Annotated in this window: 13 protein-coding genes; 10 read left to right on the forward strand and 3 right to left on the reverse strand. The window is 35.7% G+C overall.

Going from position 1 to position 12,698, the window contains the following annotated elements; translation table 11 throughout:
- Nucleotides 1-23: 23 nt before the first annotated feature.
- Both HYY69_05015 and HYY69_05020 read right to left on the reverse strand, forming a co-directional pair.
- The gene (locus HYY69_05015; GenBank protein ID MBI3032811.1) at nt 24-785 is read right to left on the reverse strand and encodes a hypothetical protein; all 762 of its coding nucleotides are present in this window, start codon (nt 783-785) and stop codon (nt 24-26) included.
- A gap of 53 nt (nt 786-838) precedes the next feature.
- On the reverse strand, nt 839-1,126 hold the full coding sequence (locus tag HYY69_05020) for a hypothetical protein (GenBank protein ID MBI3032812.1): 288 nt from the start codon (nt 1,124-1,126) through the stop codon (nt 839-841).
- A 194-nt stretch (nt 1,127-1,320) separates the two neighbouring features.
- Here HYY69_05020 and HYY69_05025 point away from each other — a divergent pair, with 194 nt between their 5' ends.
- The 8 genes from HYY69_05025 to HYY69_05060 all read left to right on the forward strand — a co-directional run bounded on the left by HYY69_05025 (nt 1,321) and on the right by HYY69_05060 (nt 7,671).
- Nucleotides 1,321-3,066, forward strand: a complete 1,746-nt coding sequence (locus tag HYY69_05025) for a cation:proton antiporter (GenBank protein MBI3032813.1) — start codon at nt 1,321-1,323, stop codon at nt 3,064-3,066.
- A 13-nt stretch (nt 3,067-3,079) separates the two neighbouring features.
- Nucleotides 3,080-3,349 (forward strand): YhbY family RNA-binding protein, encoded by a 270-nt coding sequence (locus tag HYY69_05030; GenBank protein MBI3032814.1) that lies wholly within the window; start codon nt 3,080-3,082, stop codon nt 3,347-3,349.
- 44 nt (nt 3,350-3,393) lie between these two features.
- Entirely contained in the window at nt 3,394-4,866 is a 1,473-nt protein-coding gene (locus HYY69_05035) for a hypothetical protein (GenBank protein MBI3032815.1), read from the forward strand.
- A gap of 17 nt (nt 4,867-4,883) precedes the next feature.
- A complete protein-coding gene (locus tag HYY69_05040) occupies nt 4,884-5,441 on the forward strand; it encodes a hypothetical protein (GenBank protein MBI3032816.1) in 558 nt (185 codons plus the stop codon).
- Complete coding sequence (locus HYY69_05045; GenBank protein MBI3032817.1) at nt 5,416-5,841, forward strand: hypothetical protein; 426 nt, start codon at nt 5,416-5,418, stop codon at nt 5,839-5,841. The genes HYY69_05040 and HYY69_05045 overlap by 26 nt, the downstream gene beginning before the upstream one ends.
- A 22-nt stretch (nt 5,842-5,863) precedes the next feature.
- Nucleotides 5,864-6,205 carry a hypothetical protein gene (locus tag HYY69_05050; protein ID MBI3032818.1) on the forward strand — a complete coding sequence of 114 codons (342 nt, stop codon included), beginning with the start codon at nt 5,864-5,866 and terminating at the stop codon, nt 6,203-6,205.
- Nucleotides 6,183-6,470 (forward strand): hypothetical protein, encoded by a 288-nt coding sequence (locus HYY69_05055; protein ID MBI3032819.1) that lies wholly within the window; start codon nt 6,183-6,185, stop codon nt 6,468-6,470. Before HYY69_05050 ends, HYY69_05055 begins: the two co-directional genes overlap by 23 nt.
- A gap of 205 nt (nt 6,471-6,675) precedes the next feature.
- Nucleotides 6,676-7,671 carry a bifunctional N(6)-L-threonylcarbamoyladenine synthase/serine/threonine protein kinase gene (locus HYY69_05060; protein MBI3032820.1) on the forward strand — a complete coding sequence of 332 codons (996 nt, stop codon included), beginning with the start codon at nt 6,676-6,678 and terminating at the stop codon, nt 7,669-7,671.
- A 76-nt stretch (nt 7,672-7,747) separates the two neighbouring features.
- Here HYY69_05060 and lonB read toward each other — a convergent pair whose 3' ends face one another.
- Nucleotides 7,748-11,104, reverse strand: coding sequence for an ATP-dependent protease LonB (lonB, locus tag HYY69_05065; protein MBI3032821.1), 3,357 nt, complete (start codon nt 11,102-11,104; stop codon nt 7,748-7,750).
- A gap of 350 nt (nt 11,105-11,454) precedes the next feature.
- Between lonB and sepF the strand changes: the two genes are divergently transcribed.
- Complete coding sequence (gene sepF / locus HYY69_05070) at nt 11,455-11,868, forward strand: cell division protein SepF (protein ID MBI3032822.1); 414 nt, start codon at nt 11,455-11,457, stop codon at nt 11,866-11,868.
- A 65-nt stretch (nt 11,869-11,933) separates the two neighbouring features.
- Complete coding sequence (locus tag HYY69_05075; protein MBI3032823.1) at nt 11,934-12,476, forward strand: ZPR1 zinc finger domain-containing protein; 543 nt, start codon at nt 11,934-11,936, stop codon at nt 12,474-12,476.
- The last annotated feature ends 222 nt before the right edge of the window (nt 12,477-12,698 follow it).

Here is a 12,698-nt window from a genome sequence, read left to right on the forward strand (position 1 = left end):
ATTTATTTTAATTCAATACTCTTTTACCCTATCTCATTTAACTTCAAATCTGAACTTGGAATTAAGGAGGTTGGAGAACCAGAGACTATTCGATAAAGTTGTCCTGTTGTTTCAAGAGGATTAACTTCATGACCTGAAAAGCCAGGTAATTCTCTTGCGCCTTGAAACATAGCACTAGCAATCTCTCCAAAATAATTTCCCCTGTTTTCTGTTCTTAGTTCTCCAGTCATATAGCGTTGTTTTAAATCAAGTTCTTGTCCAAATCCAACTTGTTCTAGAACGAGATTTGCGTTTATTTGATCAGTAAGTAACATAACTCTGGTCCTGCCTCGATCACCAGGATGATCATCTCCTGCGTCAAGTAATAATGCAGTGGATAAATAAAGTTTTTCTGGCGAAGAATCTGTTCCTGTTAAATTTTGCATATGTTTAGCATAATCAACAAATGTTTCTTCCAACCATGTTCTCTTACAGCCATGGACTGAAAATACTTTTCCTTTTTTCACATCAAGAACTACATAATCTCCAGCATATACTCGCACTTCTGGTGACTTAGCAAGAAATGGATCAGTAACAACGGTATCATCTGCATGTTGAGGAACTTCAAGAACAAAGCTTGGCGCAAGTTTCAACCCGCGTTTCCATCTTGTAGTTGGTTCAACACCATAAGCAGTTGTTACAAAACCAGTATCAGAAACATATTCATTACATAATAGTTCACCTTTACTTTGATCTCTGTGATCTCCAACAACAAAGGTTCCATCTTCAGCAAAGCTCCCTCGCATTGGCCATCCATGTAATGCATGACCTTCTGGATATTTTAATGGTGCAGGGTTTCTTAAAATGACCGAGTCTTGACTAATAACAGCAACACCACCGCCCCATGTTTCTTGAATTGGTTTTCCATCTTGATCAATACCATGTAGGTTACTAATGTGCTTCCTGGTCTATACCTTATTTCAGGATGATCTGGACTTGGTAAAAGAATGCACGTAGGTGTGCTTTTAATCATTTTGACTAAATCATCATTCGGCGTGCCTGCTTCAACTGAAGCAACAGCTTGCGCAATTAAATCTTGTAACTCTGCATGAGGCGAAAATTGTTGTTCTGGTGTTTGTTCAGTCATTATGTTTCACTCCATCTTTCTTCCTGTAAAAGTAGAAACTTAAATCAGTATTTAATAGTTTCGGATATGTCAAGAACAACCGGTTAAAGACCGGATTGCATGAACGAAGTTCCGACGGATTACCTTTGAGTGGTTCTTGACATAATAATATTTATAAATAAACTTGCTTAAAAAGTTGATAAAAGAGGTAAAGTATGGCAAATGTAATCTTCTTAGATATAGGAATAATTATTATTGCTGCTACTATTGTTGCTCATCTTGCTAAGAAGTTTAATCAGCCATTAATTCCATCATATATCTTAGGCGGACTGATTATTGGCCCAGTTGCAAAATATTTTCTAAGTTTGTCGGTTATTCATTCATTTTTTGGATTTGATGCATCAGCTTTAATTACTGGCTCTGAGGTTATAACTACGCTGTCTGAGGTTGGTGTTGCTTTTTTATTATTTATGGTAGGGCTTGAAATTAATTTCAAGCACCTGAAAGATGTTGGTTTTGTCAGCACCATAGGTGGAGTAGGGAGATGTTTATTATTTTTCTTTATTGGCTATTGGATGGCTTATTTTGCAGGCTTTGTTAAATTCGATGCGCTCTATGTAGGATTGATTGTTGTTTTTACCAGCACCATGGTTGTGGTGAAAATACTTTCAGATAAGCGTGAAGTTGATTCCCTCCATGGCAAAATCCTGGTAGGTATTTTACTCATAGAAGACATTATTGCGATGCTTGCGCTCTTCTTTCTCGGTTCAGCAAATACCTTAAGTTCATTCAATCTCATGTCGTTGTTTTGGTCAATATTCATCGGAGGAGGAATCATTGTTTTAATTCTAATTTTAAGCAACCTTGTATGGCCAAATGTGTTTGGATCAGTTGCATCATCAAAAGAACTGCTTTTTTTAAGCGCTATTGCCGTCTGTTTTGCGTTTAGCATTTTGTTTAATATTCTCGGTTTTTCCATTGTTATTGGTGCATTTATTGCAGGACTTACTTTAGGAAACATTTCATATCACTTTGAGATCATCGGAAGAATAAAACCCTTGCGTGATTTTTTTCTCACCCTGTTTTTTGTATCCTTAGGAATGCAATTAACGTTTGAAGGTTTAACCGACATTCTTCCATTCTTATTTTTATTGTTCTTTGTCGTTATAGCGTTGAAACCATTATTGACTATGATTGTGGTTAGCTTATTTGGTTATAAAAAAAGAACGGCATTTTTAACAGGGTTATACTCTTCTCAAATAAGTGAATTCTCATTAATTCTCGTCAGCCAAGGACTTGCTTTGGGGCATGTATCACAAAAAATATTTAACATTGCCATTCTCCTCGCCATTATCAGTATTGCTTTTACGTCTTATTTTGCGGAATATGATCGAAGATTATTCTTCTTTCTTTCAAAGGATTTATCTCTCTTTGAAGAACTCGGCAAGCCATTTGCTCCTCCATCCACCAATACTAGGAAAATCACTTCAGACGTAGTGTTGTTAGGCTGCAATAGGATAGGAAATAATATTCTCAAAAAATTGCTGGAAAAAGATATGATTCCTTTAGTGATAGATTATAATCCTAGAATTATTAAGCGTCTTGAGAGTGAAAACATTCCTTGTATTTATGGTGATATTGGTAATGATGAAATCCAAGAAAAAATACCGTTTGCTAAAACACGGCTTCTTATTTCAACAGTAAAAGATCGCTATGCTGAGTTGGATCTTATTAAAAAGATTCGAAAAGTAAACCAAAAAACAGTTATTATTCTTACAGCCGATACTATCAAAGACGCCCTTAGTTTTTATGAACATGGAGCTAATTATGTGATTTTGCCTATGCATTTAAGCGGCCACCACATATCGCTGCTCTTGGATGAAGAAGGTTCGTTTAAAAAACTTCATGAAAAACGAAAACAACATATACTTGAACTATCCCAAAGCAAGCATTTGGAGTAAAGGAGTAATAATTATGGATCTACGCTTATTAAAGCAGCAAGCCCAGAATTTAACGCCAATCTTAAGGATTGGCAAGAATGGATTAACTGAAGCAGTGTTATCAGAAGTCACTACCCATCTTAAGAAAAGAGGGCTTATCAAAATAAAAATGCTGAGATCAGCTCTGGAAAAAACGTCCAAAAAAGAATTAGCTCGAACATTAGCTGCAGCGGTTGATGCGCAGTTAGTAGATGTTACCGGGTTAGTGGTTGTTTTATATAAACAACCACATACAAAACATTAATATAGCTTGATAGTTAATATATAAAAAAAGAGGTTTATAACGATATGGATCACAGCAGTCCACTTGTTAAAGAATTTTTTGGCGAAGACAACGAAGAATACATAGAATTAGGTAGGGATAATGCCGGACAGTATGTTTATGGGTTTACTGGTTATCCTAAACCATCTTATCGTTATAAATTGATTTTTCAAGCATTTAATCTTGCTCTTGAAGAGGTTTATTTTTGGATTGTAGAACATTTCAAAAATGATCAGGGTTATCCTGAACATAATATTCTTAAGATTACTGATGTATTTACTGCGTCTGAACATTCAGCTTTTTTTGGGAATGCTCAGCAAAGAATTGGTCTTCAGCAGGACAAAGTAAGCCAGTTTCTTGCTACTATTGGTAAGATGATTAAAGAACTATTTCAACTCGTACGAGAACTTCGTATTCTTGATGAGAGATTAGGGTATTATGAAGCTACAATATCTGGTGAAAAAGGATACGAAAGCGCTGATATAACCTTGAAAGGGATTTGGATTGATTTAGTCGAACAAGGTGCTAAAAATCCTGCATCTGTTTATGGAATGGCGCGTGAACTGCAGTTTACGACACTTCCTGATTTATTCTTTTCTATTCATCCTCGGCATGCAAAAGATGTTGATGAGGAAGTGGAAAAATTGGATTTTAATAGAAAGGTTAAAGAAGTTTTGAAAAGAAAATTAGCGACGTATCTTCAATGGAAAGAAGCAACTCATCAAGAAGTTAAAAACAGAAAGATATTCACCTTAAAATACTTACGTCAGCATTACACCATTATTGAAATGTACATTAGCTGGGTTAAACCTTATTTGCGCAATATCCAGCGATTGCAATTAGCTGAAAGGCGTGAATCACCAGAATTAATCGCAGCTTTTGAAGGTTCACTCGTTGAAATTGAATTGTTGTGCAGAAAGTTTCCTGTTACTACTGAATTTGATAAACCCATGGAAAGAAATAAATTTGTTGAATCAGTAGTCATCTTAACCTTTTACTACCGTACCAAACCAAGTATGTCGTTTTCTCAAGAGTACCAAAAAGGACCTGTACACACTGGTTTAGTTGATATTACTTTTCGCGCCTATGCTTGGGATGATGCTACCATTGACAACTATATTAAAATGCGAAAAAAAGAAGATATGAAGCTACTGGAGGTTGTCAGCGAATCAGTACGGGTAGCGATGGAAGCAATGGGCGGCGAACTAGAAAAATATTTGAAAGAAGCTGGTCAAAGTATAGGGCTCTCTTTTAAGGAGTTTGAGAAAATTTCAGATATAAAAGAAGGGAAAAAAGCTACCTTGGCTGAACCTTTTATCTCTGTTTTAAAAGGCGCAGGAGAGTTATTTGGTATATCTGCAAAAAAAGTTGACAAACCAAAACCAGCAAATAAGCAGATTCTCGAGAATGAAGAAGATACTGCTAAAAAAGCAGCAAGATCAGCTATCTGGCAAACCTATAAAAACTTCAAAAAACATGAAAAACTACTTAATTGGTAAGACATTCCTTTATTATTATGGCTGACCCTAAAGGAGATAAAGATAAAGACCCATTAAATATTGATCAATTGTTAGAACTTGAACCAGAAGAGCGGATTAAAAAGCTAAAGGAAATACAAAAAGAACAGGAAAAGACTTTAGAAGAAGCTAAAAAGCTCATTGAACAATCAGAGCAAGAACTTGTAAAAAAAGAAAAGGAAAAAACAGAAGGGATTGAAGAAAAAACAAAACAAGTTAAAACTGGAGTTCAAGTCTTACAAGAAAGCTTAGAAGAGCAGCTTAAAGAGGTTAAACCATTACCTTCAGGAAAAGGTGGACCAAAATATATCGGAGCTACGTATCTGCTTGATATGTATACCTCTTTGAAGCAGGCAATGGATACTGGTGTTCCTATGAACCCTTATGAAAAGGGAGCTGTCGAAGATATGTATTTAGCAATCAATATGCTTGCTGAACATAAACCACAGGAAGGGAAATTAACTCCTGATCAACTGAGAACTATTGTTCAGTCATCAAAAGAAATGATAACCAAGATAATGGGAGCTTATTATGCTGAAATTAAATACAATCCTTAAAAAAGCACAGACATGGTCGTTAGAAGCTTTCGTAGCAGTGATGATATTTATGTTAGCGCTTGTTTTATTTTATAGTTTAACTTCTACCAGCGACACCACCGATAGTCTGCAAAAAGAGGCTGAAGTTATTACTAAATCAGTGGGAGCGCAAGCATATTTCGAAGATGGAATATTAGATGATGATGATGTTGAAGTGCTTAAAACTTTGGATTGCGATCAATTAAAAGAATTATTTCAAACAAAGAAAGATCTCTGCATTTATATGACCGATGAATCAGGAACCTTAATCACCTATGGCCAAGACAAGCCATTAACCTTTGGTTGTGAAGGACTAAGCATAGGTGTTGATAAAGACGGCAAACCAAGCGCTTGCGGCAAGCTAAAAGATACTAAAAGTTAAGGTAGCCGGAGGAAGATCAAACATGGCATTAACAAGAAAACTCAAACAAAAAAAATGGTCAACAGAAGCAGCATTAGCAATAATGTTCTTTTTATTAGCGATAGTTTTATATCTTTTGTTTACTTTATCTTCGCTTTCACAGAAAAATGTTGATACTATTTTGAAACAAGATAATCTTAAAGAAGAAGATCTTAGTTATTTAACTTCTCTTAATTGCGATGAAATCAAAGCAATGTTAAGCACTGAGAAAAATATTTGTATTTATGCAAAAGATCCTGAAGGCAATCTTGTTCCTTTGACCAATGATAAACTTGGCGTTGGTTGTCCCGGTATTATAGTTGATGGTGTTAAGGTTTGCGGATGATCTCAGTGTTTTGAAACAACTGCCTGAACATTTTAAAATTGGCTTTGGCTGTGTTGATTGCAGGCTAGGGATTATTCTTACTGCAGAACAAATAGTTGCCCGTGTTGAAGAAGCATTGAAATATGTTGGAAAAGAAAGAATACTATTGAATCCTGACTGCGGATTTGTGCCAAGCAGCGATGCACCACTTAATTTGGATGAAGCTTATGTGAAATTAAAAGAGATGGTTAAAGCTGCAAAGATTTTAAGGGTAAAATTTAAATAATTATATGAGAAAGGTATGTATTAAGTCTTCCATGGTTTTAGCGCCAGTTCAGCTTAAACTTATTGCTTTGATTGGATTTTTTTCTCTATAAATATAATCCCGACTCCCTCAATAATATAAATCAAGGAGTCATAATTTGGCTTGCGTCTGGGATTATAAGACTTGCCTATCGGCAAGGAAATAACCTTGATAATATCTTGCTTGTATGATCACATTAGGCATAGAAAGCACTGCTCATACCTTTGGGATAGGAATCATATCAGGAGAAGGCAATAAACAGAAGATTCTTGCCAATGTTAAAGAACTTTACACAACAAAAAAGGCAGGCATGGTTCCAAGTGCTGTTGCTGATCATCATGTTGAAGTTTGTGATAAAGCATTAGAAAAAGCTTTAACAACTGCAAACATAACTATCAACAATGTTGATCTTATTAGTTTTTCTCAAAGCCCTGGATTAGGACATTGCTTGCGTGTTGGAGCAATGTTTGCGAGGACATTAGCGCTACTGCATCATAAACCATTGACTGGTGTAAATCATTGTATAGCGCATCTTGAAATAGGCAGGCTTTTGACTAAAGCAAAAGATCCTATTTTATTGTATGTATCTGGAGCAAATACCCAGGTTATTGCTTATGAAGCTGGCAAATATCGTATTTTTGGTGAAACCCTTGATATAGGTATAGGGAATTTATTAGATACTTTTGCTCGTGAACTTGCTCTTGGTTTTCCAGGAGGTCCAAAAATTGAGGAACTCGCTAGAAATGGAACAAAATTTATTGAGTTACCTTATTCTGTCAAGGGCATGGATGTTAATTTTGGTGGGATGTTAACTAATCTTAAACAGAAAATTAATTCTGGAAATTACCTTAAAGAAGATCTTTGCTATTCCTTGCAAGAAACTATTTTTGCCATGATGATTGAGATTGCTGAACGCGCGCTTGCCCATACAGGAAAAAACGAGTTATTGCTCGGCGGCGGCGTTGCTTGCAATAAACGATTGCAAGAGATGGCTCAAATAATGTGCGAAGAGAGAGGCGCATCATGTTTTATTCTAGAAAACCAATATAATGTTGACAATGGTGTGATGATTGCATGGCTTGGCTATGAACAATATAAAACAGGAGATAAATTATCTGTTCAAAACGCAGTTATTAATCCTTATTTGAGAACTGATGAAGTTGAGATTAGGTTTAGAAAATAAATATTAATGACCTTTGCAAGTATTTAGTATTTTGCAAAGGTCGGCTCTGTGAGAATAACCGCAAAGGTCTCATCATTTATCCTGACTTTATTTTCTCCAAGATCTTTCGGTGTTTACTCCAATCCATAACCTCAGTCAACACTTCTTTGATATTTTTAACAGGAACAATTTTTATCTTCTTCAGCTTATCTTGTGATAAAACTATATCTTGAAGATTAGATTCAGGGACAATAACCAATTTAATGCCAGCTTCAATTGCAGCTTCTACTTTTGCAGATACGCCCCCAATCGGAAGCACTTCTCCACGCACTGATAATGAACCAGTCATTGCATAGTTTTGTTTTATAGGCACTTTTTTTAATGCTGAAATTACACTGGTTGCAACAGCTATGCTTGCTGAATCTCCTTCTACACCTTCATAGGTTTGCAAAAACTGCACATAAATATCACACGTTCCTTTGATATCTTCACCAAATAATTTCTTGATAATTGCCGAAACATTTTTTATTGCTTCTTTGGCAATTTCCCCTAATTTTCCTGTTGCGATAATTTCTGATTCTTTACCACCGGGTGTTACCTCTGATTCAATAGGAAGAATAATTCCAGAATAGGAAGCGCCATCACCAATAACTGCTAAACCGTTAACGCGGCCAACTTGTTTTCCAGAAACACGTATTACTGCATACTCTTTCTTTCGCTCTATATATCTATCAGCAATCTGCTGCTCCAATGTTTTTGCAATGAGCTTTGCTCTAAGTACATGTTTTCTCAAAACCAACTCACTCTTTTCTTCTAAAGCTATGTCACCAGCTGCTCGTATTAAACCGCCTAATTCCCTCAAGCGCAAGGTTAAATGTCCTTTTCTATTTGCCCGGCGCTGCGCTTCTTCAATAATTTGCAATACTGCTTCTTTTTCAAAATGTGGAATTTTTTTATCGTTTGTTACTTCTTGGGCCACAAACATGGCTATTTTGAATTGATTTTCTGGAGTATCCTCAATGGTTTCTTTCATATACACTTCATAACCATATCCGCGAATTCTTGAGCGTAATGCTGGATGCATATTTTTCATAGTTTCCATGTTACCAGCTGCAACTAAAACATAATTACAAGGAACTTCTTCTGTTCTTACCATAGCTCCTGCTGATCGTTCACTTTGACCAGTAATAGCGTATTTATTATTTTGCAACGATGAAAGCAATTCCTGCTGGGTATGAGGCTCTAAGGTTGCAATTTCATCAATAAATAATACACCCATATTTGCTTTATGAATCATCCCTGCAACAACTCGTTCATGCGCAGGTGTTCCTAAACCGCCGGTTTGGAATGGATCATGAAGCACATCCCCCAACAATGCTCCTGCATGCGCGCCTGTTGCATCATAAAAAGCCACTTTATCTACATTTGCATTGTCTACAATAATTTTAGGAACTTGAGCTTTAACTCCCATTCTTTTGCCAAAATTCATAATCATAACAATGCCAATGATTAAAGCCATTGATGTTAACATTGACGCAGCATAAATTACTGGCTGATCAAAGGGAAAAATCTTGTATTTATATCCTAAATATGGCCCCACTGATACAAGAATTGCAATGAAAAACAAAATAATATTCTGGTTTTTGAACATATTTGCTCCTTCAAGCTTTGAACGTAAAATTAAATCCCTTCCTGTGCCCGCAGGAACTACTCTGATCAAAGGTTTATTTTCATCATGAGGATTAGGAAATGAAAGTATATCAACAAGCTTTTCTTTAGGGAGAAGTTCAGCAAGTGCTTGACCGAGCATAGAATTATGGACAACTAATCCCCCATTGACAATGTAATTATGAACACCTTCTATTTCAAAATCATACATGTCGTCTTCAACTAGCTTTATTTCTTTGATTTTATCCCAAAAAAGATCTGCATTGCATAGTAGTTTTAATGTTTCTAGTTCTGGAAATGAGGAAACTGCTGCAGAAAATTCGCTACCACTTTGATTATTATTATGGAGGGATATATTCTGTTCAACTTTTTCGACAAAAGAACGTGCAAATCCTCTGCTTGCTTGTCGTTCATTATGCCTTATTTTTCCTAAGGTTGCATGATACATGTCTAAACCATCATAGGTAAGATGAACTTTGTTTTTAATTGTGTAAAGCAAACCTCCAAGTTCTGGAATAACATCAACATTGGTATTTGCTTGTTTCTGTTCATAGTGAGAGAATGCTTGTTGCTTGTAATCTACTACTAGCTTCAGCATTTTCTCTAATTTGAGAAGATTCTTGCAGTCTTGGATTGAAAGCGTAAAATAAGTTCTGCAGTGTTTTTTTATGGTATTTGTTGCGCATTTTTTTTGTACTTTTACTCTACTTTGGATCTCAAAATGTAATAACAGAAGCCGAAGCTGTTCAATCAAGAGTTTACTTGACGAAGTAGCATGAAAACCACGATTTGCACTCACATAACCATCGCCATCAATATACCCGCTTATAAAAGCTCCAACTACTTCTCGAGGTGCTGAAAAGAGCAGCTGGGGAATTACTTTCTTGCTTGACTGTTTTGTAGTTTCTATTGGAAGCTGATAAACCGCATGCAAATATTCAATAAGCGAACGTGATTTTCTGATGTAGACTGCGTCTTCTTGCAATTCAATGAGTTGTTCAGGATAATCAAATTTTTCTTTAAGAATATTTTTAATTTTAGCTTGAATAGATTTGTTTTGATTGTAAATTTTAATGTTTCCTTGCCATCTGCCTTCTGCAATATATATACCTAAAAAATAAGCAAGATCAGCATCTAATGACCATGGAATTTTGATAGGAACACAAACAACATTGTTTTTACCCTTGTATTGATAATACCTTGGAGTAATGTCTGTGTTAAGTATAGATTTTAATTCATTTACATAACTGTCATTTGAAGTTAATACTCTTGCAAGCCCTACCCAACATCCTTCTGTAAGCTCTTCGCTTGGTTTGAAAATTAGTTTGTTATCTTTAATAGAAAGTATAGGGTGTTCTCCTGAAACAATAACTTCTGCGCCAGAATAGGTCTTTATTTGCAGACCCTTTTTCCGCTTTCCTTTATAAAGCCGTAGAATTCTTTGTGAAACTATTTTTCCTTCTTTGTTAAGAGCATGAACTTTGATTTCTTTTTTAGGAAGCGTATAGAGTTCATCGTTGCTCGTAAGAAGAACATCCTTGCTTATTAGATTCTGAAATAAATTCTCTGCTGAAATAGGACCAAGCGTTGTAGATAGTAAGGTATCTTTACCAACACATTTTCCCGTCCCCGGTTCTCCAATAAGAAAAACATGCCTTCTTTGGGAAGCTGCCTTTTTAATAACATTGGCTGCATGCTCTTGACCAACTACCTGGTCAATCATCTTTTGATTAATTTTAATGTCCTTTGTATTGTTAAAATTCAAAGGATCCTGCTCTTTTTTCATACGGTTTTTCCTTAGCTTATAACTTTAAAAATGTTTTGCTTAACAGGTGTTATTGAAAAGCTCTCTTTGCAAAGCAAAGGTTGCCATCGGCTCAGCTTTGGCGTAGTTCATAGATAGTACTTTTCTCTCTGGCACTCCGAAAAGTACTCGAATTTAATTTCAATCAGCTTCGCAGTATTGATGGCAACATCAAGCTTTTCAATAACGTGGCTTAACGTTAGAAAGTAACTACCAGTCGAATACGATTTTTTCACTGGTGCGGAATAAAAGCAAAACATTTATATACAACATTGGCTTGTCTAAATCCAAGATTATAAGCGTCAAATAATTAAGGAGACAAAGGGGTTACCATGAAAAAATTATTTGAAAAGATGCGACAGACATTTTCAGGAAAAAGCAAAGACGATGATGTTGACACTGATTATGTAGAAGAAGAATATGTTGAACTTGACAATGTTTCTTCTGATGATAAACATTCTAAAGTGATTGTACGACCATTTGTTATTAATGATTTTTCAGATGTAAAACCTATTCTTGATGCTATGAGGCAAGGATACACTATAGGATTAATCAATATCAAGCCGTTAAAAAGCAAAGATCTTGTTGAATTAAAACGTGCTATTAACAAAATAAAGAAAACCTGTGATGCAATCAATGGAGATATTGCAGGCTTCGGCGATGATTATTTAGTTGTTGCGCCATCATTTGCAGAAATCTATCGTTCTAAAGACACTACTGAACCAGAAACAAGTGATGATGAATAGATACTATAATTTCTTAAAATTATTTATTCACAAACTTTTTAAACCTTTTTGTGTTTTAGGACTGCATGGATGAAACACCTGATGTTTTGGAAGGACAGAAATGCCCGATGTGCATGAAGGATACGCTTACCTTGACTGAAGCTGATCGGGATATTCCTTATTTTGGCAAAGTGTATATTTTTTCCATGTCCTGTTCTGAATGTAAGTATCATAAAGCAGACTTAGAATGCGAAAAAAATGAGCCTGCGAAATATACCTTTGAAATTTCTTCTGAAGCTGATTTAAATGTTCGTGTTGTTAAAAGCAGCACTGCAACGGTTAAAATACCGCGAATTATGGACATTGAACCAGGAACTGCGGCAAATGGGTATGTTACTAATGTTGAAGGTATTTTGAATAGAGTTAAAGTAATGTTAGAAAAAGCGCGTGATTTTGCTGAAGACGATGAAGATCGGCGAAAAGCAAAGAGTATGCTCAAAAAGATACAGGATGTTATGTGGGGACATGATAAGATTACTATTACCATTGAAGATCCTGAGGGTAATTCATGCATTATTTCTGATAAAGTTGTTAAAAGCAAGTTGAAGTTTAAGGCCGTTAAAGAATAATATATTTGATTTTACTACTTGATTAGTGTGGAATATTAGAAATACGGCTTCATCCAAAAAATGGCTGCCGCCAGGTTAGCACCTTCGAAACTTCGCTTATTTCAATCGCATAATCGGTCACGCTCCGAAGGAGCTAAATATAATCCCGACTAAAGATCGGGATTATAAGACTTGCGTAAAGCAAGCAACCCTCTGACCTCTTTAAACCGGTACTCCTAAGAG

It is taken from the genome of Candidatus Woesearchaeota archaeon (assembly GCA_016192995.1).
Taxonomy (GTDB): Archaea; Nanobdellota; Nanobdellia; order Woesearchaeales; family DSVV01; genus JACPTB01.

Excerpts from the sequence above, each read along its gene's own strand:
- lonB (MBI3032821.1), bottom strand. The coding sequence starts at position 11,104 with ATGAAAAAAGAGCAGGATCCTTTGAATTTTAACAATACAAAGGACATT.
- HYY69_05040 (MBI3032816.1), top strand. The coding sequence starts at position 4,884 with ATGGCTGACCCTAAAGGAGATAAAGATAAAGACCCATTAAATATTGAT.
- HYY69_05055 (MBI3032819.1), top strand. The coding sequence starts at position 6,183 with ATGGTGTTAAGGTTTGCGGATGATCTCAGTGTTTTGAAACAACTGCCT.
- HYY69_05035 (MBI3032815.1), top strand. The coding sequence starts at position 3,394 with ATGGATCACAGCAGTCCACTTGTTAAAGAATTTTTTGGCGAAGACAAC.
- HYY69_05025 (MBI3032813.1), top strand. The coding sequence starts at position 1,321 with ATGGCAAATGTAATCTTCTTAGATATAGGAATAATTATTATTGCTGCT.
- sepF (MBI3032822.1), top strand. The coding sequence starts at position 11,455 with ATGAAAAAATTATTTGAAAAGATGCGACAGACATTTTCAGGAAAAAGC.
- HYY69_05075 (MBI3032823.1), top strand. The coding sequence starts at position 11,934 with ATGGATGAAACACCTGATGTTTTGGAAGGACAGAAATGCCCGATGTGC.
- HYY69_05030 (MBI3032814.1), top strand. The coding sequence starts at position 3,080 with ATGGATCTACGCTTATTAAAGCAGCAAGCCCAGAATTTAACGCCAATC.
- HYY69_05045 (MBI3032817.1), top strand. The coding sequence starts at position 5,416 with ATGCTGAAATTAAATACAATCCTTAAAAAAGCACAGACATGGTCGTTA.
- HYY69_05015 (MBI3032811.1), bottom strand. The coding sequence starts at position 785 with ATGCGAGGGAGCTTTGCTGAAGATGGAACCTTTGTTGTTGGAGATCAC.
- HYY69_05050 (MBI3032818.1), top strand. The coding sequence starts at position 5,864 with ATGGCATTAACAAGAAAACTCAAACAAAAAAAATGGTCAACAGAAGCA.
- HYY69_05060 (MBI3032820.1), top strand. The coding sequence starts at position 6,676 with ATGATCACATTAGGCATAGAAAGCACTGCTCATACCTTTGGGATAGGA.
- HYY69_05020 (MBI3032812.1), bottom strand. The coding sequence starts at position 1,126 with ATGACTGAACAAACACCAGAACAACAATTTTCGCCTCATGCAGAGTTA.